The 25189-nt window shown below is 60.0% G+C and carries 21 protein-coding genes; 13 read left to right on the top strand and 8 right to left on the bottom strand.

From position 1 onward, the window contains the following. Nucleotides 1–59: 59 nt before the first annotated feature. Nucleotides 60–1613, top strand: a complete 1554-nt coding sequence (pdxR, locus tag PSH97_RS28000; RefSeq protein WP_305447537.1) for a MocR-like pyridoxine biosynthesis transcription factor PdxR — start codon at nucleotides 60–62, stop codon at nucleotides 1611–1613. A 15-nt stretch (nucleotides 1614–1628) separates the two neighbouring features. Here the strand turns inward: pdxR and PSH97_RS27995 are convergent, their stop codons facing one another. The 6 genes from PSH97_RS27995 to aspA all read right to left on the bottom strand — a co-directional run bounded on the left by PSH97_RS27995 (nucleotide 1629) and on the right by aspA (nucleotide 9699). Continuing rightward, nucleotides 1629–2729 (bottom strand): polyamine ABC transporter substrate-binding protein, encoded by a 1101-nt coding sequence (locus PSH97_RS27995; protein WP_305447536.1) that lies wholly within the window; start codon nucleotides 2727–2729, stop codon nucleotides 1629–1631. A 13-nt stretch (nucleotides 2730–2742) separates the two neighbouring features. Then, complete coding sequence (locus PSH97_RS27990; RefSeq protein ID WP_305447535.1) at nucleotides 2743–3774, bottom strand: histone deacetylase family protein; 1032 nt, start codon at nucleotides 3772–3774, stop codon at nucleotides 2743–2745. Between the two features lie 241 nt (nucleotides 3775–4015). Further along, entirely contained in the window at nucleotides 4016–5008 is a 993-nt protein-coding gene (locus PSH97_RS27985) for an AraC family transcriptional regulator (protein WP_305447534.1), read from the bottom strand. 151 nt (nucleotides 5009–5159) lie between these two features. Continuing rightward, nucleotides 5160–6164: an asparaginase gene (locus tag PSH97_RS27980; RefSeq protein ID WP_305447533.1), complete on the bottom strand. Its 1005-nt coding sequence runs from the start codon at nucleotides 6162–6164 to the stop codon at nucleotides 5160–5162. 176 nt (nucleotides 6165–6340) lie between these two features. Next, nucleotides 6341–7792, bottom strand: a complete 1452-nt coding sequence (locus tag PSH97_RS27975; protein ID WP_305447532.1) for an alanine/glycine:cation symporter family protein — start codon at nucleotides 7790–7792, stop codon at nucleotides 6341–6343. Between the two features lie 482 nt (nucleotides 7793–8274). Then, nucleotides 8275–9699 (bottom strand): aspartate ammonia-lyase, encoded by a 1425-nt coding sequence (aspA, locus tag PSH97_RS27970; protein ID WP_052966087.1) that lies wholly within the window; start codon nucleotides 9697–9699, stop codon nucleotides 8275–8277. A gap of 180 nt (nucleotides 9700–9879) precedes the next feature. Between aspA and PSH97_RS27965 the strand changes: the two genes are divergently transcribed. From PSH97_RS27965 to PSH97_RS27945, 5 genes are all read left to right on the top strand, one after another. Continuing rightward, entirely contained in the window at nucleotides 9880–10797 is a 918-nt protein-coding gene (locus PSH97_RS27965) for a LysR substrate-binding domain-containing protein (protein WP_305447531.1), read from the top strand. Nucleotides 10798–11047: 250 nt separating this feature from the next. After that, a complete protein-coding gene (gene purE, locus PSH97_RS27960; protein ID WP_003196369.1) occupies nucleotides 11048–11539 on the top strand; it encodes a 5-(carboxyamino)imidazole ribonucleotide mutase in 492 nt (163 codons plus the stop codon). An 11-nt stretch (nucleotides 11540–11550) separates the two neighbouring features. Next, nucleotides 11551–12633, top strand: a complete 1083-nt coding sequence (locus PSH97_RS27955) for a 5-(carboxyamino)imidazole ribonucleotide synthase (RefSeq protein WP_305447530.1) — start codon at nucleotides 11551–11553, stop codon at nucleotides 12631–12633. 101 nt (nucleotides 12634–12734) lie between these two features. Further along, nucleotides 12735–12983, top strand: coding sequence for a GlsB/YeaQ/YmgE family stress response membrane protein (locus PSH97_RS27950; RefSeq protein WP_305447529.1), 249 nt, complete (start codon nucleotides 12735–12737; stop codon nucleotides 12981–12983). An 88-nt stretch (nucleotides 12984–13071) separates the two neighbouring features. Next, nucleotides 13072–13608, top strand: a complete 537-nt coding sequence (locus PSH97_RS27945; protein ID WP_305447528.1) for a DUF3299 domain-containing protein — start codon at nucleotides 13072–13074, stop codon at nucleotides 13606–13608. Nucleotides 13609–13652: 44 nt separating this feature from the next. Here PSH97_RS27945 and PSH97_RS27940 read toward each other — a convergent pair whose 3' ends face one another. Together PSH97_RS27940 and PSH97_RS27935 are read right to left on the bottom strand one after the other, a co-directional pair. Then, complete coding sequence (locus tag PSH97_RS27940) at nucleotides 13653–14552, bottom strand: D-hexose-6-phosphate mutarotase (protein WP_305447527.1); 900 nt, start codon at nucleotides 14550–14552, stop codon at nucleotides 13653–13655. A 56-nt stretch (nucleotides 14553–14608) separates the two neighbouring features. After that, nucleotides 14609–15013: an acyl-CoA thioesterase gene (locus PSH97_RS27935; protein ID WP_007896491.1), complete on the bottom strand. Its 405-nt coding sequence runs from the start codon at nucleotides 15011–15013 to the stop codon at nucleotides 14609–14611. Between the two features lie 364 nt (nucleotides 15014–15377). Here PSH97_RS27935 and PSH97_RS27930 point away from each other — a divergent pair, with 364 nt between their 5' ends. The 7 genes from PSH97_RS27930 to PSH97_RS27900 all read left to right on the top strand — a co-directional run bounded on the left by PSH97_RS27930 (nucleotide 15378) and on the right by PSH97_RS27900 (nucleotide 25037). Beyond that, nucleotides 15378–16676: an MFS transporter gene (locus PSH97_RS27930; RefSeq protein WP_305447526.1), complete on the top strand. Its 1299-nt coding sequence runs from the start codon at nucleotides 15378–15380 to the stop codon at nucleotides 16674–16676. A gap of 234 nt (nucleotides 16677–16910) precedes the next feature. Next, entirely contained in the window at nucleotides 16911–17909 is a 999-nt protein-coding gene (locus tag PSH97_RS27925) for a phosphate ABC transporter substrate-binding protein PstS (RefSeq protein ID WP_305447525.1), read from the top strand. A 484-nt stretch (nucleotides 17910–18393) separates the two neighbouring features. Next, the gene (locus PSH97_RS27920) at nucleotides 18394–20427 is read left to right on the top strand and encodes an ABC transporter permease subunit (protein ID WP_305449881.1); all 2034 of its coding nucleotides are present in this window, start codon (nucleotides 18394–18396) and stop codon (nucleotides 20425–20427) included. A gap of 15 nt (nucleotides 20428–20442) precedes the next feature. Further along, on the top strand, nucleotides 20443–22113 hold the full coding sequence (pstA, locus tag PSH97_RS27915) for a phosphate ABC transporter permease PstA (RefSeq protein ID WP_305447524.1): 1671 nt from the start codon (nucleotides 20443–20445) through the stop codon (nucleotides 22111–22113). A gap of 123 nt (nucleotides 22114–22236) precedes the next feature. Continuing rightward, on the top strand, nucleotides 22237–23070 hold the full coding sequence (pstB, locus tag PSH97_RS27910) for a phosphate ABC transporter ATP-binding protein PstB (RefSeq protein WP_007896484.1): 834 nt from the start codon (nucleotides 22237–22239) through the stop codon (nucleotides 23068–23070). Nucleotides 23071–23141: 71 nt separating this feature from the next. Further along, nucleotides 23142–23903, top strand: a complete 762-nt coding sequence (gene phoU, locus PSH97_RS27905) for a phosphate signaling complex protein PhoU (protein WP_007896483.1) — start codon at nucleotides 23142–23144, stop codon at nucleotides 23901–23903. 180 nt (nucleotides 23904–24083) lie between these two features. After that, the gene (locus PSH97_RS27900) at nucleotides 24084–25037 is read left to right on the top strand and encodes a response regulator (protein WP_305447523.1); all 954 of its coding nucleotides are present in this window, start codon (nucleotides 24084–24086) and stop codon (nucleotides 25035–25037) included. Nucleotides 25038–25189 lie beyond the last annotated feature (152 nt).

Below are 25189 nucleotides of genomic sequence, written 5' to 3'. Positions count from 1 at the left end.
AGGCAGGCTATTGGTCTGTTGTAAGAGCCATTAATGACCAATTTCACAGGTCCATTACCATGTCGAATACGCCGCTTCCCTCGTCATTCAACCCGGCGGGTATCGAACTCGACCGCCGCCAGGGCCTGAGTCGTCAGCTTTATCAGGCGTTACGGGTGCGAGTGCTCGACGGACGACTGGCCAGCGGCACACGACTGCCGGCCAGTCGCGATCTGGCGGCGGCGTTATCGATTTCCCGTAACAGCGTGGTCCGTGCCTACGATCAGCTTTACGCTGAGGGCTTCATCGAGGGGCGTGTTGGCGACGGGACTTATGTCGCGCAATTGCCTCAAGCTGCGGTGTCGGTGAAAAAATTATCCACAAAAGTATCCACAGGGTTTTCAACAGGGTTACCCACAGCCTTATCCACAAATTGGCTGGATTTACCTGTGGTTTCATCCAGTAAAGTTATCCACAGCGGTGCTTTGGTCCGGGTTGAAAAGAACCATTTGACCTTGCCTCCCAGTGGCCCACCTCGGGCATTTCGTGTCGGCGTTCCAGCCTTTGATCTATTTCCTTTCGAGGTCTGGGCCAAGCTGAACGCGGCTTTCTGGCGTAAGCCGGATTTAGAGCAACTGTGTTACGGCGACCCTGCGGGTGATGCACGATTGCGTGGGCTGATTGCTGCGTACTTGCGCAGTTCGAGGGGCATGCAGTGCACCGCTGAGCAAATAGTGATCACCAGTGGCGCACAACAGGGGATTAGCCTTTGTGCACAGTTGCTGGTGGAGCCTGGCGACGGGGTGGGCATTGAAAATCCGGGGTATCGAGCGGCGGGTCATGCGTTCGCTGTCGCCGGCGCGCGATTGCACGGGATAGCGGTGGATAGCGAGGGGATTGATTGCACCGAATTGGCGGGGCTCAGTGATTGTCGATTAGCTTACGTCACGCCGTCGCATCAGTACCCGACCGGAGTGGTCATGAGTCTGGCGCGGCGCCTTGAATTGTTGGCCTGGGCCGAACGCACCCAAGGGTGGATCGTCGAAGACGACTACGATGGCGAATACCGTTACAGCGGCGCACCGCTGGCACCGTTGGCTGCACTCGATCGGCAGGGGCGGGTGCTGTATGTCGGCACCTTCGGCAAGGTCGCATTCCCGGCATTAAGACTGGGTTATCTGGTGTTGCCGCCCGGATTGGTTGAGGCGTTCTCCCAGCGTCGTGCGGTGGACGTACGGCACTCGGAGGTCAGCACTCAAGCGGTCATGGCTGAGTTCATGGCGGCCGGGCACTTCCAGCGACACATCCGGCGTATGCGCCGTGCTGCGTTGAGTCGGCGTAACGTTTTGCTTGATGGCTGGCCTAGAGGTATCCCGGGCGTCGGTAAGCTGCCCAGTGTGGCGGCCGGTTTGCACCTGACGGTACGTGTCGACAGCGCGGCCCGTGAGCGCGAATTGATCGAACAAGCCACCAGCGTCGGGGTGGAGGTCAATGGACTGAGCAGTTATTGGCTGCCAGACACGACGCTCCCCGAGGACCAGCGAGCGGGGCTGGTCCTGGGGTTCGCCGCAGTGCCGGAGACGGCTATCAAGTCGGCACTGGCGAGGCTCAAAGAGATCTGGAGCCCGGTGTGAGCTGCGCCGCCCGGATCAGGTCCCTGACTTGATCTTGGTCCAGGCGCGGGTCCGTGCCCGTTCGGCATCACGAGGCAACGGTTGCAGGGTGTAAAGCGTACTCATCGCCGCTTCGGTGGGATACAGGTTCGGGTTGTTGCGGATCGCCGGGTCGACCATTTCCGTGGCGTCCTTGTTCGGGTTCGGGTAGCCGACAAAGTCGCTGACCGGTGCGATCACCTGGGGTTGCAGCAAGTAGTTGATGAAGGTGTAGGCGTCTTCCGGGTTTTTCGCGCCTTTCGGGATCGCGAGCATGTCGAACCAGATCGGCGCACCTTCTTTGGGCAGGCGCATGTCGACGATCACACCATTCTTGGCTTCCTTGGCGCGGTTGGCGGCCTGAGAGAAACTGCCGGAGTAACCGACCGCCACGCAAATGTCACCGTTGGCGATGTCGGCCATGTACTTGGACGAATGGAAGTAGGTGATGTACGGGCGAATCTTCATCAGCAGCGCTTCAGCCTTGGCGTAGTCCGCCGGCTTCTTGCTGTTGGGGTCCAGGCCCAGGTGTTGCAAAGCCAGAGGCAGGATCTCTGACGGCGAGTCGAGCAGGGCTACGCCGCACTGTTTGAGCTTGCTGATGTTCTCTTCCTTGAAGATCAGGTCCCAGCTGTCCAGCGGTGCGTTGTCGCCCAAAGCCGCCTTGACCTTGTCCGGGTTGAAGCCGATCAGGATGGTGCCGTACATGTACGGCACGGCGAATTTGTTGCCCGGGTCGTTGGCTTCGATCAACTTCATCAGCTTCGGATCGAGGTGGTTCCAGTTCGGCAGTTTGCTGCGGTCCAGCGGCTGGAACACCCCGGCTTCGATCTGCTTGGCGAGAAACACGTTGGACGGCACCACCACGTCGTAGCCGGAGTTGCCGGTCAGCAACTTGGCCTCCAGCGCTTCGTTGGTGTCGAAGATGTCGTAGACCAGTTTGGTCTGGTTGTTCTGGGCCTTGAAATCTTCCAGCGCTTTGGGGGTGATGTAGTCGAACCAGTTGTACACCCGCAAAGTACGTTCTTCAGCGTGAACGGCACCACTGAACACTGTGGCACATAGCATTGGAGCGATAAGACGCTTGAGTCGGTTCATCTGTTCTAATTCCTCATTGGGCGCTTTCAAAACCTTCGAGAACGTTCACGGCATTGATGCCGATTTCTTCCACCGCGTAACCGCCTTCCATCACGAACAGCGTCGGCTTGCCGAGGTCCGCGATGCGCGCGCCCATCGCCAGGTAATCCGGGCTATCGAGTTTGAATTGGGAGATCGGGTCGTCCTTGAACGTATCGACGCCCAGGGACACGACGACGATGTCGGCGCCGTACTTTTCGATCTCTTTGCAGGCCTGCTCCAGCGCCGCACTCCAACGGTCCCAGCCTGAACCGGCGGGCAAAGGGTAGTTGAAGTTGAACCCTTCGCCTGCGCCTTCACCGTGTTCGTCTTCGTAGCCGAGGAAGAACGGAAACTCGGCTTCTGGATGGCCATGGATCGAGGTGAACAGCACGTCGCTGCGTTCGTAGAAAATCGATTGGGTGCCATTGCCGTGGTGGTAATCGACGTCGAGGATCGCGACCTTTTTGTGGCCTTGATCGAGGAATGCCTGAGCGGCGATGGCAGCGTTGTTGAGGTAGCAATAACCGCCCATCAAATCGCTGGCGGCATGGTGTCCCGGTGGACGGCACAAGGCGAAAGCACTGCGAGCCCCGCGCTGGATCACCGCTTGGGCCGTGAGGGCAACTTGCGCCGCGCTATACGCCGCTTGCCAGGTGCCGGCGGTAATCGGTGCGCCACCATCGAAGCTGTAATAGCCGAGTTGGCCGTGCAGGCTGGTGGGCATGATCCGGCGCAAGGTGCGGGCCGGCCAGGTGTAGGGCAGCAAGTCGCCGTCGGTATTGAATTCGGTCCAGCGCGCCCAGGCCCCTTTGAAGAAGTCGAGGTAATCGCGGCTGTGGATGCGCTCGATCGGCCCGAGACCGAAATCCTGCGGCGCCTCGACCGGGCCCAGACGGCGGTACTGTACGCGCGCCAGCACATGGTCGGCCCGTGAGGGCATTTCGAAGCAGGGCATCAATTGCCCGTCCATCAGTTCACAACGGCCGTGATGCAAGTGGTGATCGTCCGAGTAGATCGTCAGCATTCTTGTTCTCCGCAGGCTGATTCGGTTGCACACAGTCTTGCGGCGGGCGGCGATTGGGAGAACGGCAGGAAAGGCCAAAAGGGGATCGATACGGCCAAAAGATTTGACCGAAATTCGCCCCTTATTGGCGCGACGGCGCCCTCGAATGACGCATCTGACCTGAGCGAGGCTTGCCCGCGAAGGCGTCCTCAAGTGCGCCAAAAGCTTCGCGGGCAAGCCTCGCTCCTACCGGGGTGGGTTGTCAGGGCCTGAACTGGCTGGGCGCCACACCACTCCAGCGCACAAACGCATGTCGGAAGCTCGCGGTCTCGCTGAATCCCAGCGCCTCGGCAATCCGATAGATCGGCAGTTGATCTTCGCAGAGCATCCGCTTGGCCTGCTCGAAGCGCAATTCATCGAGCAATTCCTGGTAGCTACAACCTAGCTCTTTAAGGTGTCGCCGCAGGGTGCGCGCCGAGCAGTTAAGCTGTTCTGCCAGCCCATCCAGGCCCGGAGCCGCGTTGAGTTGCGCAGCAAGTAGTTGGCGGATACGCCCGAGCCAGGCCTGACGCCCGGTGAACTCGGTGTTTTGCTTGCGACAGCGCTCGGCCATGGCCTGGTGGGTGATGGCGTCGGCCAGCGGCAGGGGTTGTTCGAGCCAGCGCTTGTCGAAGGCAAATCCGTTGGATGCCGCATCAAACTGCAACGGACAGTCGAAACGCTCGGTGTAGCGCGCCTGATAGTCCGGGGCCGGGTAATCGAAGCGAGCGCCAAGCAGAGGCAGGGGGTGGCCGAGCAGGTCTTCGCAGGTGACTTTCATCGAGACCAGGCAAAACTCGACATTGAATGGTGCCAGCGCGGGGTTTTCCCGATAGTCGCCCGCGGTGAGCCAGATGCGCTCGCCATCCTCCTCCAGGCTCAACTCGAACAGTGTTCCCAATAGCGCCGGATAGTGCAGCGCCAACCGCAAGGCGTCACCTAAAGTGGCGCTGGTGAGTAAGGCGTACCCGAGCAGGCCGTAGGACGAAACGTGCATCCGCCGGCCCAATTCCAGGCCGATATCGCGGCGTAACGCGACGGCGTTGGCGCAAACCAGCATCTCCTGGTTGGTGGTGATGCGCGTGTCCGCCCGGCTCAGATCCGCCGCGCTGATGCCGCTGCCGGCCAGTAACGCCTCGCTGGACAGGCCTTCAGCCTTGAAGGTGTTGAGCACCAGGGAGACGGCGTTGAGGGTGGTGAGGTGAGAGTGGAGCATGGGTGCTTCCAGCGTTGGGCATGCCGGAAGGAGAGCAAGTTATATGCCGGTTGTGAACGACCTGTAGGAGCGAGGCTTGCCCACGAAGGCGTCCTCAAGTGCGCCAAAAGCTTCGCGGGCAAGCCTCGCTCCTACAGGGTTTTGTGTAGTGTCAGATAAGTTCGCCGCACAGGTCGAGTTCAACCAGCCGCCGAACTTCAGCTGTCTCAAGCCCTGCACCCAGCAGCCCATGCAACTTGCCGAACGCCGCCTCACGAGTCATGCCGCCACCGGACAACACACCGGCGTCACGCAAGCGGCTGCCCGCCTCGTACACGTCGAGCTGCACACCACCTTCATGACATTGCGTGACCGCGACCACCACCACACCTTTGTCCCGCGCCCGTTCCAGGCTGGCGAGAAACCCGGGATTGTCGCTTGGCCCGGTGCCGCTGCCATAACATTCCAGCACCAGACCCTGGATACCACTGTTGAGCAGGCCATCCAGTTGATCGGCACCGATGCCAGGGAACAGCGGCAGCACCGCGACCTTCGCCAGCTGTTTAGGCTGGTTGTAGTTCAGCTGCACCGGCATGGAAGTCGCCTTCACGCCGCCGCCCTGACGCTCCAGCCGCTTGAACGGATGACGGCCGAAACTGCGAACCTTGGCGCAACGGGTCGGGTCGAGCAGTTCGCCGTGGAAGTACAGATGAACGCCCGGCGCCAGGCCCTGGCCAAGAGCAACCAATGCACCGCTGAGGTTTTCCCAGGCATCGCTGTCGGCCACGCCGGCGGGCAACATGGAACCGGTGAACACAACGCGAGCATGCAGGCCGAGCAACTGAAAGCTCATGGCCGCGGCGCTGTAAGCCAGGGTGTCGGTGCCATGCAGGATCAACACGCTGTCGCAGCCCTGGACATCAACGGCGTCGACCACCGCTTCACGCAGTTGCTGCCAGTAGGCGGGCGTCATGTTGGCGCTGTCGATCAGCGGCGACATCTCACGAAAGCGCCACTGCGGCACCACCAGCTCGGGCTGGCTGTGCAGATACTCGCGCATCCGCGCTTCGAAACCGGACGCCGGGGCCAGGCCATGGGCACTGGCTTGCATGCCGATGGTGCCACCGGTGTAGAGCACCATGACGTGCTGGGCAGCAGGAAAGGTCGAGGAATTCATGGAGGTTCTCCGAAAACGATGTGGGAGCGAGCCTGCTCGCGATGGCAGCGATGTGGTCTCAGGCTCGAACCAAAACGGCAGCATCAAAAAAGCTGCCACAACATACGACCGAGCATGACGTCGGTCGTAAGCTGTGTCACGCCGGACGCAGGGGATGCGCCCGGTTTTTTTACCAATCAGCGTTGCGCTGCGGTCACGCCTTCCGGCTGAGCCTGTGCCTTTGGAGCAGCGGCTGGCGGATTGGCTGGCCAGGCTTTCAGGTCCAGGTCCAGATCCGGGAACTTGCTCGAATCGAACACCGGGGTCTTGATGCCGGCAGCGCGCTGGTCATCGTAGTCACGCAGGATGCGCATGCCGATCTTGAACAGCAGGAACAGCGCGATCAGGTTCACGAATGCCAGCAGGGTCATGGTGATGTCGGCGAAGGCGAACACCGTGCCAAGGTTCTCGATAGCGCCCCAGAAGATCAACACCAGTACCAGAGTGCGGTAGCCGATCAGCGCCTTGCGGTTTTCGCCGATCATGAAGCGCAGGTTGCTCTCGCCCAGGTAGTAGTTGTAGAGGATCGAGGTGAACACGAACAACGACAGAGCCACCGAAATGAATATCCGGCCCCAGTCACCGACCACGGCGGCCAGGGAGTTCTGGGTCAAGGCAATGCCGTCACCTTCAAAGCCCGGGGTGTAGAAGCCCGACAGCAGGATCAGCAATGCGGTGCAGGTGCAGATCACGAAGGTGTCGAGGAATACGCTGAACGCCTGAATTACACCTTGCGAGACCGGGTGCTCGACCGAGGCCACCGCGGCTACGTTTGGCGCACTGCCCAGGCCTGCTTCGTTGGCGAATACGCCGCGCTTCACGCCCATGACGATGGCGCTGCCGATCAGGCCGCCGAACGCCTGATCCAGACCGAAGGCGCTTTTGACGATGGTCATCAACATGCCTGGAACGTGGTCGAATTGCAGCACGATCACGTAGAGGGTCACGCCGATGTAGGCCAGGGTTTTGACCGGTACCAGCAGGTCAGCGACCTTGGCAATCCGCTTGATACCGCCGATGAACACCAGACCCAGCAATACCGCCAGGGCCAGCCCGGTGTACGTGGTGTCGAAGCCGAACGCGTTGTTCAGCGAGTGGGTCACGGCATGGGCTTGCAGACCGTTGAAGGCGAAGCCGAAGGTGATCAGCAGCAGGAACGCCATGATCATCCCCAACCAGCGTTTCTGCAGGCCGTGCTGAATGTAGAACGACGGGCCGCCACGGAACTGGCCTTCGGAGTCGCAGCGCTTGTAGAGCTGGCCGAGGGAGCATTCGAAGAAGCTGCTGGACATGCCGACCAGCGCGGTCACCCACATCCAGAACACCGCACCGGGGCCACCAAGGGTCACGGCGATGCCGACACCCGCGATGTTGCCCGCACCGACGCGGCCAGCGAGGCTGAGCATCAGGGCCTGGAAGGAACTGAGCTGGCCAGCGCTGCTTTTGAGGCTGTCACGGAACACCGCGAACATGTGAAAGAAATGGCGGAACTGAACGAAACGCGAGCGGATCGTGAAGTAGCTACCGAGCCCGACAATGAGCACGATCAGTACTTTCCCTGAGAGGAAGTCGTTGATGACTTCGAGCATGGATTATTCCTCGCTATTTTTTGTGTGTGCAGATAATGGATGGACCGACACATCGCGTTACACCGGCTTGCGCGTGGTACAACAAGTGGATCGAGGTTCGTTCCGGTTCCATATCGCGGGTTTTATTAGTTCGGGTTTCGCATGGGTTTGGGCCTCGTTAACGACGACCGCTCACGCGAAGAGGGCCGGCACTATACCTAGGAGAGTGCCGGCCGTCTGCACGATTGTGGTGCAAGCGACGAAACGAAGTGCTGCAAAATCAAAAATCGCAGCCTTCGGCAGCTTCAATAGGGGCGTCAAACCCTGTAGAAGCTGTCGAAGGCTGCGATCTTGGCGGCACTGAAAACATTCAACATGTTGTGAAAATCCGCAAAGGGTTAAAAAAAAGGGCTTGAGGGAATAAATCCCCAAGCCCTCAAAAGGTGAGAGGTGTCTAGTCCCTCGACCTGGTGAGCGTGGCTCTCATTGGAGCCGGCGTTTGGTTAGGCCTTCAGAGGCACCAGACGCGGAGCAATCATGTTTTCCGGGCGCAGGATGTCGGCAAGCATTTCTTCGTCGAGCAAGCCTTCTTCACGCACCAGTTCCAGCACGCCGCGGCCGCTTTCAAGCGCGATACGGGCAATGCGGGTGGCGTTTTCGTAGCCGATGTACGGGTTCAGCGCGGTAACCAGGCCGATCGAGTGTTCGACCAGTTCACGGCAACGCTCCTCGTTGGCCGTAATACCGACGATGCAGTGCTCGCGCAGCATGTCCATGGCGCGCTGCAGCAGGCGGATCGAGTCGAAGATCTTGAAGGCGATCAGCGGCTCCATCACGTTCAGTTGCAGCTGGCCGCCTTCGGCCGCGATGGTCAGTGCCAGGTCGTTGCCGATGATCTGGAACGCAACCTGGTTAACGGCTTCCGGGATAACCGGGTTGACCTTGCCTGGCATGATCGAGCTGCCGGGCTGACGCGCTGGCAGGTTGATTTCGTTGATGCCGGTGCGTGGGCCGCTGGACAGCAGACGCAGGTCGTTGCAGATCTTCGACAGCTTGACCGCGGTGCGCTTGAGCATGCCGGAGAACAGCACGAAGGCGCCCATGTCGGAGGTGGCTTCGATCAGGTCGGCGGCCGGCACCAGCGGTTGACCGCTGATCAGAGCCAGACGCTGAACGGCCAGGGCCTGGTAACGCGGGTCGGCGTTGATACCGGTACCGATCGCGGTGCCGCCCAGGTTCACTTCGGTCAGTAGCTCAGGTGCCAGGGTCTTCAGGCGGGCCAGGTCTTCGCTCAGGGTGGTGGCGAAGGCGCGGAATTCCTGACCCAGGGTCATCGGCACGGCGTCTTGCAGCTGGGTACGACCCATCTTCAGAACGTGGCTGAATTCTTCACCTTTGGCGGCGAACGACTGAATCAGGCTGTCGAGGCTGGCCAGCAGCGCATCGTGACCCAGCAGCAGACCCAGACGGATCGCAGTCGGGTAGGCGTCGTTGGTCGACTGCGCCATGTTCACGTCGTTGTTCGGGTGCAGGTACTGGTATTCGCCCTTGCTGTGGCCCATGGCCTCCAGCGCGATGTTGGCGATGACTTCGTTGGCATTCATGTTGGTCGAAGTGCCAGCGCCGCCTTGAATCATGTCCACCACGAACTCTTCGTGGAAATCGCCGCGGATCAATCGGGCACAGGCTTCGCTGATAGCCGCGTGCTTGGCTTCGCTCAGATGACCCAACTCGCGGTTGGCGTCAGCGGCGGCCTGTTTGACCATTGCCAGGCCGACAACCAGCTTCGGGTAATGCGAAATCGGAACGCCGGAGAGACGGAAGTTGTTCACCGCTCGCAGGGTCTGGATGCCGTAATACGCTTGAGCAGGTACTTCGAGTACGCCAAGCAGGTCTTTTTCTGTGCGGAAAGATGCAGCGGAGGACATGATAGAAATCATCTCGATAGGGACCCGGTCTGTGCCGGAACACCGCAAATGCTAGGCGTGTGAAGAATTTTGGGCCAATGCTGTTAAACACTAGCCTATGCACATTCGGCATAATGCCCGTGTGACGCCGCATGTGCGGCGAGCGTGTGACCTAAATTGGTGCGTGTCCGGGAGGGCGTGATGAATCTGGAAAGCAAATGGCTCGAGGACTTTAGTGCTCTGGCCGCCACCCGCAGCTTCTCCCAGGCGGCTGAACGACGCTTCGTGACTCAGCCTGCATTCAGCCGGCGGATCCGCAGCCTGGAAGCCGCATTGGGGCTGACCCTGGTCAATCGCTCTCGCACTCCGGTCGAGTTGACAGCGGCGGGGCAGCTGTTTCTCGTCACCGCGCGAACCGTGGTCGAACAGCTGGGTGAAGTGCTGCGCCACCTCCATCACTTGGAAGGCGGGCAGGGCGAAGTGATGCAGGTCGCCGCCGCGCACTCCCTGGCGCTGGGTTTCTTCCCGCGCTGGATCGCACAATTGCGCAACGAAGGGCTGAACATCGCCACGCGACTGGTCGCCACCAACGTCGGCGATGCGGTGCATGCGTTGCGCGAAGGCGGCTGCGATCTGATGTTGGCGTTTTACGACCCGGATGCGGCCATGCAAATGGACCCGGAAATTTTCCCGTCGCTGCATCTGGGGGACACCGAAATGCTCCCGGTCTGCGCCGCCGATGCGGATGGCAAACCGTTGTTCGACCTGGAAGGCGAGGCCAGTGTGCCTTTGCTGGCCTACAGCGCCGGAGCATTTCTCGGGCGTTCGGTAAACATGCTGCTGCGCCAGCGCGCCCTGAGGTTCACCACCATTTACGAAACGGCCATGGCTGACAGCCTGAAAAGCATGGCGCTGGAGGGGCTAGGCATCGCTTGGGTACCGCAGTTGAGCGTGCGCGCCGAACTGGCGCGCGGTGAGTTGGTCGTCTGCGGTGGTCCGCAATGGCATGTGCCATTGGAGATTCGTCTGTATCGCTGCGCGCTGGTGCGCAAGGCCAGCGTGCGGTTGTTGTGGCGCAAGCTCGAAGGCGGCGCGGCCCAAAGTACACCTGGATCCTGAGACCACTGAAGATTCAATGTGGGAGCGGGCTTGCGTTGAATGTTCGCTGACCTCAGGGTCAATAAAACCGGCACCTTGCGCCGTATGACAGATGGTCGTATCGGGGGCTGTTTATCTGCTTCTTTGAGGTATACTGCGCGGCCTTCGGCCGGTTCGTCCGGCCATTTTTCGTACAATCAAGCCACGCATTTCTGCGTGGCTTGTTGTTTTTTGACGCGCCTGCGGGCGCCCAGAGAGAAGAGGCACGACGATGAGCGCACTGGTTGGCGTGATCATGGGCTCCAAGTCCGATTGGTCCACCCTTAGCCACACCGCCGATATGCTGGAAAAGCTCGGCATCCCTTACGAGGTGAAAGTGGTCTCTGCCCACCGCACCCCGGACCTGCTGTTCCAGTACGCCGAAGAGGCTGAGGCTCGTGGCATCGAGGTGATCATCGCCGGTGCCGGTGGCGCGGCCCACTTGCCAGGCATGTGTGCGGCCAAGACCCACCTGCCGGTTCTGGGCGTACCAGTGCAGTCGTCGATGCTCTCGGGCGTCGATTCGCTGCTGTCTATCGTGCAGATGCCGGCGGGCATTCCGGTCGCCACCCTGGCCATCGGCAAGGCTGGCGCGATCAACGCAGCCCTGCTCTCGGCGAGCATCCTGGGCGCCAAGCATCCGCAATTCCATACCGTGCTGAAAAAATTCCGCGCTGAGCAGACAGACAGCGTCCTGGACAATCCAGACCCACGCATCGCCTGAGGTTGTTGACGATGAAGATCGGTGTAATCGGTGGCGGCCAGTTGGGCCGCATGTTGGCGCTGGCGGGCACTCCGCTGGGCATGAACTTCGCTTTCCTGGACCCGGCGCCGGATGCTTGCGCAGCTGCGTTGGGCGAACATCTGCGGGCCGATTACGGCGATCAGGATCACCTGCGCCAGTTGGCCGATGAAGTTGATCTGGTGACCTTCGAGTTCGAAAGCGTCCCGGCCGAAACCGTGGCATTCCTGTCGCAATTCGTCCCGGTGTACCCGAGCGCCGAAGCCCTGCGCATCGCTCGCGATCGCTGGTTTGAAAAGAGCATGTTCAAGGACCTGGGCATTCCAACCCCGGCCTTCGCTGACATTCAATCGCAAGCCGACCTGGAGGCCGCCGTGGATTCCATCGGCCTGCCGGCCGTGCTGAAAACCCGCACCCTGGGTTACGACGGCAAGGGCCAGAAAGTCTTGCGCAAGCCTGAAGACGTAGCCGGCACCTTCGCCGAGCTGGGCAGCGTCGCCTGCCTGCTGGAAGGTTTCGTGCCGTTCACTGGCGAAGTCTCGCTGATTGCCGTGCGTGCTCGCGATGGCGAAACCAAGTTCTATCCGCTGGTTCACAACACCCACGACAGCGGCATTCTCAAGCTGTCCGTGGCCAGCACCGATCACCCGCTGCAAGCGTTGGCTGAAGATTACTCCAGCCGGGTACTCAAGCAGCTGGAGTACGTCGGTGTGATGGCGTTCGAGTTCTTCGAAGTCGACGGTGGCCTCAAGGCCAACGAAATCGCCCCGCGCGTACACAACTCCGGGCATTGGACCACCGAAGGCGCCGAGTGCAGCCAGTTCGAAAACCACCTGCGGGCCGTCGCCGGTCTGCCGCTGGGTTCGACGGCCAAGGTCGGCGAGAGCGCGATGCTCAACTTCATCGGTGTTGTACCACCGGTAGAGAAAGTGATCGCGATCGACGATTGCCATTTGCATCACTACGGCAAAGCCTTCAAGGTCGGCCGCAAGGTTGGTCACGCCAATCTGCGCTGTGCAGACCGTGATACGTTGGCTGCGCAGATCCTCAAGGTCGAAGCGCTGATTGCCGAATAGTTTCATGTGGCAGCGGCGGAACCTTCAGGAGCCGCCGTTCTCTGATGGCAGGATGCCAAAGTCTGGCTAGGCTTCAGCCAATTCAATCAGAGGGAAATGTCATGGGAATTATCGGAACCATCTTTATCGGCTTGATCGTCGGCCTGCTGGCTCGGTTTTTGAAACCGGGCGATGACAGCATGGGTTGGATCATGACCATCCTGCTCGGTATCGGCGGTTCGCTGGCGGCCACTTACGGCGGCCAGGCCCTGGGCATTTACCGCGCTGGAGAAGGCGCAGGTTTCCTCGGTGCGCTGGTGGGCGCGGTGGTATTGCTGGTGATCTACGGCCTGATCAAAAAAAGGACCTGATTGAAGTGACAAAGCCCTCTCTGCGTCATCCTCGGAGAGGGCTAGAATGCTCGGCGTTGCACCGTCCTTTCCTTTGCCGAGCACTTTCATGCGCCGTTTTCTATTGACTCTTCTCTTCCTGGGCAGTGGTTTGGCCCATGCCGGCGAACTGCCGGAAACCGATTGGCTCGAACTGATGCCCAAGTCGGACCAGAAGGCCCTCGAGGCCATGCCCGAGATCGACCACAACTCTCCGGAAGCCAATGGCACCTTTACCCAAAAGGGTGGCATGAAGCAGAGCAAAGGCTTGCCGGCGGTGATGTACTCGACCAAAACCGTGCCGTCGATGAACGACAAACACATCCGCATTGGCGGTTATCCGGTACCGCTGGAATCCGACGCCAAGGGCCACAGCACGCTGTTCTTCCTTGTGCCGTATCCAGGCGCTTGCATTCACGTGCCGCCACCGCCGCCTAACCAGTTGGTGCTGGTGCGTTATCCAAAAGGCTTGAAGCTGAATGACATCTACACGCCGCTGTGGGTGACCGGCACGTTGAAGATCGAAAAGGTCAACAACGACCTGGCGGACGCGGCGTATGCGCTGGATGCGGCACAGGTGCGGGTGGTCAAGGAGTCGGATTTGTAACGCGCCAGTCAGGTCGGCACAAACCAACGGTGGGAGCGGTGTTGCTATAAAGGTTTGCTACCGATGCTCACGCCCAAGGTATGACTTTCCCCCGGTGCCAGCGTCACCACATCACCCATCACATTCGCCGTTTCAATGCACAGCATGCGCTGCCAGCCATCGTCGGCCATGTCGCTGAACGCGGCGGCGCGGTCGATCCAGGGGTTCCAGATCACCGCAGAGCGCGAACCGCTGCTGGTCAGTTCGATGCGTCGTTCCCAGTGCGGGTCAACGATGCTCAGCTTCGGCGGGGTATTGAGATAAATGCGGTCGGTCTCGCCGGTAAAATGCAGATCACCGGCCTGGGTGACGGTTTTCCAGTCGTCCAGGGTTTCGATATAGCTCAAGCCATCCAGCCCCTCAACGTGCACGTTGCGCACATCGCTGACCGCGAAATAGCTGTGCAATGCCTGGCTGATCGTGACGTGTTCGGCGCCCTTGTTTTCGCTCGTCAGGCTGATATGCAACTGCTCATCCAGACGAATGCTCAGTTTCAAATCCACCTGATGCGGCCATCCCGGCAGACCGCCTTCGGGGTAGGGCAGGACGAATTCCACCTTCAGGCTATCGCCTTCGGTTTCGATGCCGAGCAACTCCCAGTCCATCGCTCGCACCAGCCCGTGGGCTGTTGGCGGTTCATTGCCGACGCGCATGGCCTGGACGCTCTGCGGGTTGCGCGACAGGTTGCCGAACCATGGCCAGCACACTGGCACGCCGGCGCGGATACTCTTGCCGGTCTTGAACACCGCCTCGTCGTTGAGCCAGATCAGCGGTGGCTCGCCAGCCAGTTGATAACTGAGGATGTGTGCGCCTTGCTGGGCCACCAGCAATTCGGCCTGACCGTGGCGGATACGCCAGCAATTCAGTTCATCCAGTTTCACGGCTTCAACGTTGGGCGTGCTCATGGGGCAACTCTCAATCAGGAACAGGACTGCAATGGACCGCAAAATGGTCGCCGGGTTTAACGAGCCCTGGGCGGAACCGAACGAGTGCGGCCGCTGCCGTCGATGGCGACGAACACGAAGACGGCTTCGGTCACTTTACGCCATTCGCTGGACAGTGGATCGTCGCTCCAGACTTCGACCATCATCTGAATCGAGCTGCGGCCGATTTCCAGAGCCTGGGTATAAAAGGACAGCTGAGCGCCCACCGCGACCGGTACCAGGAACGCCATGCGATCGATTGCAACGGTGGCCACGCGACCACCGGCAACCTTGCTGGCCATGGCGGTGCCAGCCAAATCCATCTGCGCCACCAGCCAGCCGCCGAAAATATCGCCAAAGCCGTTGGTTTCACGCGGAAGCGCGGTGATTTGCAGGGCCAGGTCGCCTTGCGGGATTGGATCTTCTTGTTCGAGCTCTATCATGCCGGGGGTGCCTCTGACCCGTAACTCTTCGTAGGTGTAGCGGGTGAATAGCCGTCTTGGAAAAACGATTCAGCCCCGAACATACTACGTTCGTCACGTTTTTCGTAAGGCGCCTAAAGGGAAACTCTGCGAAATCGGCTGACAGGCGCCAACGACGGTTTCGCACAGCAACCCCTTACAAGCCGTTGCAATGTTGCGAGTATATCGATCGGTAGACTCCGAGACGACCGCCGGGTTCTCATTTTGACCGTCAAATACGCGCCTCCATGTGCTTTTTTGAACAATTTGCTATCGTGCCGAACCTGCCCAAGCCTCTGCCAGCGTTGTTGAGGTTGCAGATCCGACTATAAGAGAAGCCCTTGCCATGACCACAGCGCCCTCGAGCATCGCGCAGCCTACCCAATCCGCACGTCCGCTGACCCGCAACGACTATAAGACGTTATCGCTGTCTGCCCTGGGCGGCGCGCTGGAGTTTTACGACTTCATCATCTTTGTGTTCTTCGCCACGGTGGTCGGCAAACTGTTCTTCCCCGCCGACATGCCCGAGTGGCTGCGCCTGATGCAAACGTTCGGCATCTTCGCCGCTGGCTATCTGGCGCGGCCGCTGGGCGGCATCGTCATGGCACACTTCGGTGATCTGCTGGGGCGCAAGAAGATGTTCACCTTGAGCATTTTCATGATGGCCGTGCCAACCCTGATCATGGGCTTGCTGCCGACTTATGCGCAGATCGGTATGTGGGCGCCGATCCTGTTGCTGCTGATGCGGGTGATCCAGGGCGCGGCGATTGGCGGTGAAGTGCCGGGGGCCTGGGTATTCGTTTCCGAACACGTGCCACAGCGGCACATCGGTTATGCCTGCGGCACGCTGACCTGCGGTCTGACCGCCGGTATTCTTTTGGGCTCGTTGGTTGCCACTGCGATCAACAGCATTTACACGCCGGTGGAAGTGTCGGATTACGCCTGGCGAATCCCGTTCCTGCTGGGCGGCGTGTTTGGCCTGTTCTCGGTCTACCTGCGCCGCTGGCTCCACGAAACCCCTGTGTTCGCCGAGCTGCAATTGCGCAAGGCCCTGGCCGAGGAAGTGCCGCTGCGCGCCGTGTTACGTGACCATCGCGGTGCGATTCTGATTTCCATGCTGCTGACCTGGCTGCTGTCCGCCGGCATTATCGTCGTTATTCTGATGACCCCGACCGTGTTGCAGACCGTTTACCACTTCGCGCCGACTACCGCGTTGCAGGCCAACAGTCTGGCGATCGTGTTCCTGAGCCTGGGCTGTGTGGCCTCCGGTGTATTGGCTGACCGCTTCGGCGCCGGTCGAGTGTTCGTGTTCGGTAGCGCCGCGCTGCTGATCAGTTCGTGGACGTTCTATCACAGCCTGTTCAACCATCCCGACTGGCTGTTCCCGATGTATGCCCTGACCGGTCTGCTGGTCGGGACCATCGGTGCGGTGCCGTATGTGATGGTCAAAGCCTTCCCGGCGGCGGTGCGGTTCAGCGGGTTGTCGTTTTCCTACAACCTGGCTTACGCGATTTTCGGTGGCCTGACACCGATGGTCGTCACCCTGCTGCTCAAGGAAAGCCCGATGGGGCCGGCCTATTACGTGGCGATTATTTGTGGGGTCGGGATTGTCGTGGGTGGGTATCTCTGGAAGAAGGGTCGCTAACCTTGTAACCGATCGTTCCCACGCTCTGCGTGGGAATGCCGCCATGGACGCTCTGCGTCCGCTTTTGAATGGGGCGAAGAGCGTCCCGAGATGCATTTCCACGCAGAGCGTGGGAACGATCTAAACACTGAATGCTGGCCTTTCATCCAATTGTCATATTTCAGCCATAGAGTGTTCACACGGCCTGCTGATACTTGGCCCCGACTTAACACACCTATCTGCTAGGAGTAAGGCATGAAACTGAAGCGTTTGATGGCGGCAATGACTTTTGTCGCTGCTGGCGTTGCGACTGCCAACGCGGTTGCCGCTGTTGACCCTGCTATCCCGAGCTACACCAAGACCACTGGTGTGTCGGGCAACCTGTCCAGCGTCGGCTCCGATACCCTGGCTAACCTCATGACCCTGTGGGCTGAGAACTACAAAAAAGAATACCCGAACGTAAACATCCAGATTCAGGCTGCCGGTTCTTCTACCGCGCCACCGGCATTAACTGAAGGCACCGCTAACCTGGGCCCGATGAGCCGCAAGATGAAGGACAACGAGCTGCAAGCCTTCGAAACCAAGTACGGCTACAAGCCAACCGCTATCCCGGTTGCCGTGGACGCCTTGGCAGTGTTCGTACACAAGGACAACCCGATCCAGCACCTGACCATGGAACAGGTCGACGCGATCTTCTCCTCGACGCGTCTGTGCGGCGCTAAAACCGACGTGAAAACCTGGGGCGACCTGGGTGTGACCGGCGACTTGGCCAACAAGCCGGTTCAGCTGTTCGGTCGTAACTCGGTATCCGGCACCTACGGCTACTTCAAGGAAGAAGCCCTGTGCAAAGGCGACTTCAAGCCAAACGTCAACGAGCAACCGGGTTCGGCTTCGGTTGTGCAGTCGATCAGCTCCTCGCTGAACGGCGTAGGTTACTCGGGCATCGGCTACAAGACCGCCAGCGTGAAGACCGTGGCCCTGGCCAAGAAAGGCAGCACCGAGTTCGTTGAAGACACCGAAGAAAACGCCCTGAACGGCAAGTATCCGCTGTCGCGTTTCCTCTATGTTTACGTCAACAAAGCCCCGAACAAGCCTCTGGCACCGCTGGAAGCCGAGTTCGTGAAACTGGTTCTGTCCAAACAGGGCCAGGAAGTTGTGGTGAAAGACGGTTACATCCCACTGCCAGCCAAGGTTGCTGCAAAAGCACTGGCTGACCTGGGTCTGCAGGAAGGCGGTAGCGTCGTAAAAAAGTAAAACCCTAGGCCCGGGCTAAACCCGGACCTGTAGGAGCGAAGCTTGCTCGCGAAGGGATCGCCTCGGTTCTCTCTTGAAACCGAGGCAATGCTCGCTCCTGCAAAGGCTCAGGGTTGCCACGTTGGCAACCCGGCCCTCCCAAATTTTCGATCCACTGCCAGTTTCCACCGGCGGCGGATTTGTTGCGTCACTGCATTGTCATCTTTCTGTCATACAGGATCGCTAGGGTGTGCGAATGAATGATCTGGCCAACTCCACCATGACTACAAATCCCCCCAAGCGAATTGACTTCAATACGCCTGAGCTGCAACGCAAGCGCCGTATTCGTGCGCTGAAAGATCGCCTGACCCGCTGGTACGTCCTTGTCGGCGGCCTCGCCGTTCTCGGCGCGATCACTCTGATCTTTTTCTTCCTCGGTTACGTCGTCGCGCCGCTGTTCCAGGGTGCCGACCTGACCGCCAAAGACGCCATCACGCCCGCCTGGATGCAAGACGCCGGCAAGCCGCTGATGATTTCCCTCGAAGAACAGAACCAGGTCGCCATGCGGGTTTCCGACAAGGGCCAGGCACTGTTCTTTGATATCGACACCGGTGCCGAGCTGCGCCGCGTCGACCTGCCGATTCCAGCCGGCACCAGCGTGACCTCCATTGGTGAAGATCAGCCCGGCCATCCATTGGTGGCGGTGGGCTTGTCCAACGGCCAGGCACTGGTATTCCGTCACACCTATAAAGTCAGCTACCCGGATGGCAAGAAAACCATCTCGCCAGCCATTGAATACCCATACGGCGAAACGCCAATCGCGCTGAACGAGACCGGTGGTGCGCTGGAGCACGTCAGCCTCAACGCGACCGATTCGACCCTGCTGCTGGCCGGCTCCAGCGGTGCGCAACTGCATGTCATCTCGCTGACCAGCGAAGAAAACATGATGACCGGCGAAGTCACCAGCGAGCAGAAGCGCATCGACCTGCCGCAAATGACCGAGCCGGTGAAGAACATCTTCGTCGACCCGCGTCAGCAGTGGCTGTACGTGGTCAACGGTCGTGCTCAGGCCGACGTCTTCAGCCTGCGCGACAAGAGCCTCAACGGTCGCTACAAATTGCTTGAAGACGGCAATGCCGAAGTGACCGCCAGCACTCAACTGCTGGGTGGCATCTCGCTGATCGTCGGTGATTCCAAGGGCGGTCTGGCCCAGTGGTTCATGGCTCGCGATCAGGATGGCGAACAACGCCTCAAGCAGATCCGTACCTTCCAGATGGGCACGACGCCTATCGTTGAAATCACCGCCGAAGAACGTCGTAAAGGCTTCGTTGCCCTTGATGCGTCCGGCAAACTCGGCGTGTTCCACAGCACCGCTCACCGCACTTTGCTGGTGGACCAAGTGGTCGACGGCCAAGGCCTGTTCGGCATGTCGCCACGGGCCAACCGCGTGATCGTGGAGCAGGGCGGCAAACTGCAACCGTTGCTGCTCGACAACCCGCACCCGGAAGTCTCGTGGAGCGCGTTGTGGAGCAAGGTCTGGTACGAGAACTACGACGAGCCTAAATACGTCTGGCAATCGACCGCGGCCAACACCGACTTCGAACCCAAGCTGAGCCTCTCGCCGCTGACCTTCGGTACCCTGAAAGCTGCGTTCTACGCGATGCTGCTGGCCGCGCCACTGGCCGTCGCCGCTGCGATCTACACCGCGTACTTCATGGCTCCGGGCATGCGTCGCAAGGTCAAACCGGTGATCGAGCTGATGGAAGCGATGCCGACGGTGATCCTCGGCTTCTTCGCCGGCCTGTTCCTGGCGCCGTATGTGGAAGGGCATCTGCCGGGGATTTTCAGTCTGCTGCTGTTGATGCCGATTGGCATCCTGGTCGCCGGTTTCACCTTCAGTCGCCTGCCTGAGTCCATTCGCCTGAAAGTGCCGGATGGCTGGGAAAGCGCGATCCTGATCCCGGTGATTCTGTTTGTGGGCTGGTTGTCGCTGTACATGAGCCCGTACATGGAAACCTGGTTCTTCGGTGGCGACATGCGTATGTGGATCTCCCACGACCTGGGCATCACCTACGACCAGCGCAACGCTCTGGTGGTCGGCTTGGCCATGGGCTTCGCGGTGATTCCGAACATCTACTCCATTGCTGAAGACGCCGTGTTCAGTGTGCCTCGCGGCCTGACCCTGGGCTCCCTGGCTCTTGGTGCCACGCCGTGGCAGACCATGACGCGCGTGGTGATCCTCACCGCCAGCCCGGGCATTTTCTCGGCACTGATGATCGGCATGGGCCGTGCGGTCGGTGAAACCATGATCGTGCTGATGGCCACCGGTAACACCCCGGTCATGGAAATGAACCTGTTCGAAGGCCTGCGCACCCTGGCGGCCAACGTCGCAGTGGAAATGCCTGAGTCGGAAGTCGGCGGCAGCCACTACCGCGTGCTGTTCCTCTCGGCGCTGGTGCTGCTGTTGTTCACCTTCATCATGAACACCCTCGCGGAACTGATTCGTCAGCGTCTGCGCAAGAAATACTCGTCGCTTTAAGAAAGGTAGAAGTCTGTGAAACAGAACTCCCTGAATGGATGGTTCAAGAGCGGCGCCCCCGGCGTCTGGATCAGCGGTGGCGCGGTGTCCATAGCGGTCATCATGACCATTGGCCTGCTGGCGGTGATTGCCGTGCGCGGTCTGGGTCACTTCTGGCCGGCGGACCTGATCCACGCCAGTTACGACGTGCCGGGCCAAGCCAATCACCTCGTCATCGGCGAAGTGGTGCAGAAGGAAGAAGTGCCACGCGAGCGCCTGAAAAGCGCTGGCCTGCCGGTGCCCGACCAGGGCCCGGAGTTCATGACGCGCGAGCTGATCAAGGTCGGCAACCGTGATCTGAACGGCACCGATTTCACGTGGATTGTCGGCGAGTGGCTAACTGACCAAACGACTCCACCCGAGCTGATGGCCATCGAGCGTCGCGAGTGGGGCAACTTCTATGGCTACCTGGTCAACGTCAAACAGGATGGCAAGGTCATCGCTGAAGGCGAGGCCGCATGGCCTGAGTTGCAGGCGCGTGTCGAGCGCGTCAACCAGCTCGCCGCGCAGCTCAAGACCCTGGAAAAGGTCGATATCGGCGCGATCAACGCCGGTCTCGAACGTGTGCGTCTGCACGGTCGCAAACTGGAACTGGCCGGCCGTCTCGACGCTGCCGCGCAAGCGGACCTGGAGTCCGAGCGCGCCGAGCTGAATGCCCGTTATCAGGAAATCGAAGCGCGCCTGAATGATCTGCACGCGCAGTTCAACCGCGACAGCCTGACCGCTCGCGACGCGAACGGCAAAGAAGTCGAAATCGGCATCGGCAAAGTGGTTCACGCCTACCAGCCGAACGCGATGGGTACCTTCACCAAGATCGGCTTCTACTTCAGCAAGGTCTGGGAATTCCTCAGTGACGACCCGCGTGAAGCCAACACCGAAGGCGGGATTTTCCCGGCGATTTTCGGCACTGTGATGATGACGCTGATCATGGCGATGATCGTGACGCCGTTCGGTGTGCTGGCAGCGGTTTACCTGCGTGAATATGCACGTCAGGGGCCGATGACCCGACTGATCCGCATCGCGGTGAACAACCTGGCGGGTGTTCCGGCGATCGTTTACGGCGTGTTTGGTCTGGGCTTCTTCGTCTACGTGCTCGGCGGTTCAGTCGACCGGTTGTTCTTCCCTGAAGCACTGCCGGCACCGACCTTCGGTACGCCGGGCCTGCTCTGGGCCTCGCTGACCCTGGCGCTGCTGGCGGTACCGGTGGTGATCGTCGCCACCGAAGAAGGCCTGGCACGGATTCCTCGCACCGTGCGTGAAGGCTCGTTGGCCCTCGGCGCGACCAAGGCCGAAACCTTGTGGAAGATCGTGCTGCCGATGGCCAGCCCGGCGATGATGACCGGCATGATCCTCGCCGTGGCCCGTGCCGCCGGTGAAGTGGCGCCGCTGATGTTGGTGGGTGTGGTGAAACTGGCGCCGTCGCTGCCGCTGGATGGCAACTACCCGTACTTGCACCTGGACCAGAAGATCATGCACTTGGGCTTCCACATTTATGACGTAGGTTTCCAGAGCCCGAACGTCGAAGCCGCGCGACCGCTGGTGTATGCCACGGCGCTGCTGCTGGTGCTGGTGATCGCCACGCTCAACCTGTCGGCCGTTTATATCCGTAACCATCTGCGCGAAAAATACAAAGCACTGGATAGCTAAGTTAATGGGTCGCCGCTGTCCCTTGTGGGAGCTGGCGTCAGACAGAGATTTTGAGTAAGCCGCTGGCCCGAATACCAAGCCAGCGGTTCAACGAACCGAATTTGTTAGCACAGGGAGCCTCCCATGCAGCACGAAGCACACACTCACGGCATCAACATGTCGGCCCTGGGCCGCGACAAACAGAGCCTGAGCCTTGAGCAGGAAACCGTGGCCATCGAAGTACCGGGCCTGAGCCTGTTCTACGGCGACAAACAAGCACTGTTCGACGTCAGCATGAACATCCCGAAACAGCGCGTGACCGCCTTCATCGGCCCGTCCGGCTGCGGCAAGTCCACGCTACTGCGCACCTTCAACCGCATGAACGACCTGGTGGACGGCTGCCGGGTCGAAGGCGCGATCAATCTTTATGGCAACAACATCTACCGCAAGGGCGAGGACGTGGCCGAGCTGCGTCGCCGGGTCGGCATGGTGTTCCAGAAGCCTAACCCGTTTCCGAAAACCATCTACGAAAACGTGGTTTACGGTCTGCGCATCCAGGGCATCAACAAGAAACGCATCCTTGACGAAGCCGTCGAGTGGGCGTTGAAAGGCGCGGCGCTGTGGGATGAGGTCAAAGACCGTCTGCACGAGTCGGCACTCGGCCTGTCCGGTGGTCAGCAGCAACGTCTGGTGATTGCCCGCACCATCGCCGTGGAGCCGGAAGTACTGCTGCTCGACGAACCCTGCTCGGCACTCGACCCGATCTCGACGCTGAAAGTCGAAGAACTGATCTACGAACTGAAATCCAAGTTCACCATTGTTATCGTGACCCACAACATGCAACAGGCCGCGCGGGTTTCCGACTACACGGCATTTATGTACATGGGCAAACTGGTGGAATTCGGCGACACCGATACCCTGTTCACCAATCCGGCGAAGAAGCAGACCGAAGACTACATCACCGGTCGTTACGGCTAGGAAGCCGTGGTTGCTCATTGAACTGACGCTGCGGTCCACCGCACCTTACCGGACGCTCCAAGGACGCCAACATGATTAGTAAAGAAGGCCTTACCCATCACATCTCCGCGCAGTTCAACGCTGAGCTGGAGGAAGTTCGCAGCCACCTCCTGGCCATGGGCGGGCTGGTGGAAAAGCAAGTCAACGACGCGGTCACCGCGCTGATTGAGGCCGACTCCGGTCTGGCCCAGCAAGTGCGTGAGATCGACGACCAGATCAATCAGATGGAACGCAACATCGACGAAGAATGCCTGCGCATTCTGGCCCGTCGTCAGCCGGCAGCGTCGGACTTGCGTTTGATCATCAGCATCTCCAAATCAGTGATCGACCTGGAGCGCATCGGCGACGAAGCCACCAAGATCGCCCGTCGTGCCATCCAGTTGTGCGAAGAAGGCGAAGCGCCACGCGGTTATGTCGAGGTTCGCCACATTGGCGACCAGGTGCGCAACATGGTTCGCGATGCCCTGGATGCGTTTGCCCGCTTCGACGCCGACCTGGCGTTGTCGGTGGCGCAATACGACAAGATCATCGACCGCGAATACAAGACCGCATTACGTGAACTCGCCACCTACATGATGGAAGACCCGCGCTCTATCTCGCGGGTCTTGAGCATTATCTGGGTGCTGCGTTCCCTGGAGCGGATCGGCGATCATGCGCGCAACATCTCGGAACTGGTGATTTACCTGGTGCGTGGCACCGACGTGCGTCACCTGGGCCTCAAGCGCATGAAGGAAGAAGTTGAAGGCACAAGTGCCGAAACCGCTAATGTTCCGGGCAAAGCTGACGATAAGTAAGATTGCCCAAGAAAAGCGCCCGGCCCTTTGGCCGGGCGTTTTTGTTTGTGCGGCTTTCGAATTGAAGAGCCGAATGAAAAAGCAGCACCCGCGAACGAAAAGTCCCGGCGTGACTGAAGAGTTTTGGCAAAGTGCCATCAGCCAGCGTTATGCTTGCCGGGATTTTTAAAGGGGTGTTGGATGAGCAAGATCAGTGTGTTGGTCGTGGACGATGCGTCGTTCATTCGTGACTTGGTGAAGAAGTGCCTGCGCAACTACTTCCCGGGGATCCGGACCGAAGATGCAGTCAACGGCAAAAAGGCCCAGGCCATGCTGGCCAAAGAAGCGTTCGATCTGGTCCTGTGCGACTGGGAAATGCCGGAAATGTCCGGCCTGGAACTGCTGACCTGGTGCCGCGAGCAGGATAACCTCAAGACCATGCCGTTCGTGATGGTCACCAGCCGTGGCGACAAAGAGAACGTCGTCCAGGCAATTCAGGCCGGGGTTTCCGGCTACGTCAGCAAGCCGTTCACCAATGAACAACTGCTGACCAAGGTCAAACAGGCGCTGAACAAGGTCGGCAAGCTCGACACCTTGATGAACAGTGCGCCGACCAAAATGAACTCGGCGTTCGGCAATGATTCCCTCAGCGCACTCACTGGCGGCAAGGCAGCCGTGGCCACCCCATCGGCAGCCATCGTCAACCCGTTCGCCAAACCTGTCGCCGCCGCACCAGCCCCCGCTGCCGCACCGTCTCGTGGCCTGCTCAACAGCCCGCCGGTCAAGGCGCCTGCGGCCTCTGCTGCTGCATCGGCTGGCGGTCGTGGCCAAGGCCAACTGCGCCTGCCGAGCGGGACCCAGCAATGCGTGATCAAGGCCTTGAGCATCAAGGAAGCGCTGCTGGTGGTGAAACGCACCGACACCTTGCCGCAAGTCCTGGACAGCGCCGTGCTCGACCTGGAGCAGGGTGACAACGCTGAAATCGCCCGTCTCAACGGCTACCTGCACGCCATCGTCGCCTTCGAGCCGAAACCCGACAGCGAATGGCTGCAACTGACTTTCCGCTTTGTCGACCAGGATGCGCAGAAGCTCGACTACATCTCCCGCCTGATCGCCCGTGGCACCGCGCAGAAGCATTTCGTACCCGGCGCGTAAGCCCGGCGTCGCCTGAAAGTTGATCGTTCCCACGCTCTGCGTGGGAACGCCTCCCCGGACGCTCCGCGTCCGCTTCGGATGGGACGCAGAGCGTCCCTTGCTGCATTCCCACGCAGAGTGTGGGAATGATCATTTGAAACATCTGCCGACTA

The organism is Pseudomonas cucumis, from assembly GCF_030687935.1.
In the GTDB taxonomy this organism is placed as follows: domain Bacteria; phylum Pseudomonadota; class Gammaproteobacteria; order Pseudomonadales; family Pseudomonadaceae; genus Aquipseudomonas; species Aquipseudomonas cucumis.
This window is presented reverse-complemented; position numbering and strand designations above follow the sequence as displayed.

Coding starts and splice junctions, on each gene's coding strand:
- PSH97_RS27965 (WP_305447531.1), top strand. CDS start 9,880: ATGAATCTGGAAAGCAAATGGCTCGAGGACTTTAGTGCTCTGGCCGCC.
- PSH97_RS27925 (WP_305447525.1), top strand. CDS start 16,911: ATGAAACTGAAGCGTTTGATGGCGGCAATGACTTTTGTCGCTGCTGGC.
- PSH97_RS27975 (WP_305447532.1), bottom strand. CDS start 7,792: ATGCTCGAAGTCATCAACGACTTCCTCTCAGGGAAAGTACTGATCGTG.
- PSH97_RS27995 (WP_305447536.1), bottom strand. CDS start 2,729: ATGAACCGACTCAAGCGTCTTATCGCTCCAATGCTATGTGCCACAGTG.
- PSH97_RS27945 (WP_305447528.1), top strand. CDS start 13,072: ATGCGCCGTTTTCTATTGACTCTTCTCTTCCTGGGCAGTGGTTTGGCC.
- PSH97_RS27955 (WP_305447530.1), top strand. CDS start 11,551: ATGAAGATCGGTGTAATCGGTGGCGGCCAGTTGGGCCGCATGTTGGCG.
- purE (WP_003196369.1), top strand. CDS start 11,048: ATGAGCGCACTGGTTGGCGTGATCATGGGCTCCAAGTCCGATTGGTCC.
- PSH97_RS27990 (WP_305447535.1), bottom strand. CDS start 3,774: ATGCTGACGATCTACTCGGACGATCACCACTTGCATCACGGCCGTTGT.
- phoU (WP_007896483.1), top strand. CDS start 23,142: ATGATTAGTAAAGAAGGCCTTACCCATCACATCTCCGCGCAGTTCAAC.
- aspA (WP_052966087.1), bottom strand. CDS start 9,699: ATGTCCTCCGCTGCATCTTTCCGCACAGAAAAAGACCTGCTTGGCGTA.
- PSH97_RS27920 (WP_305449881.1), top strand. CDS start 18,394: ATGCAAGACGCCGGCAAGCCGCTGATGATTTCCCTCGAAGAACAGAAC.
- pdxR (WP_305447537.1), top strand. CDS start 60: ATGTCGAATACGCCGCTTCCCTCGTCATTCAACCCGGCGGGTATCGAA.
- PSH97_RS27930 (WP_305447526.1), top strand. CDS start 15,378: ATGACCACAGCGCCCTCGAGCATCGCGCAGCCTACCCAATCCGCACGT.
- pstB (WP_007896484.1), top strand. CDS start 22,237: ATGCAGCACGAAGCACACACTCACGGCATCAACATGTCGGCCCTGGGC.
- PSH97_RS27980 (WP_305447533.1), bottom strand. CDS start 6,164: ATGAATTCCTCGACCTTTCCTGCTGCCCAGCACGTCATGGTGCTCTAC.
- PSH97_RS27935 (WP_007896491.1), bottom strand. CDS start 15,013: ATGATAGAGCTCGAACAAGAAGATCCAATCCCGCAAGGCGACCTGGCC.
- PSH97_RS27985 (WP_305447534.1), bottom strand. CDS start 5,008: ATGCTCCACTCTCACCTCACCACCCTCAACGCCGTCTCCCTGGTGCTC.
- PSH97_RS27950 (WP_305447529.1), top strand. CDS start 12,735: ATGGGAATTATCGGAACCATCTTTATCGGCTTGATCGTCGGCCTGCTG.
- PSH97_RS27940 (WP_305447527.1), bottom strand. CDS start 14,552: ATGAGCACGCCCAACGTTGAAGCCGTGAAACTGGATGAACTGAATTGC.
- PSH97_RS27900 (WP_305447523.1), top strand. CDS start 24,084: ATGAGCAAGATCAGTGTGTTGGTCGTGGACGATGCGTCGTTCATTCGT.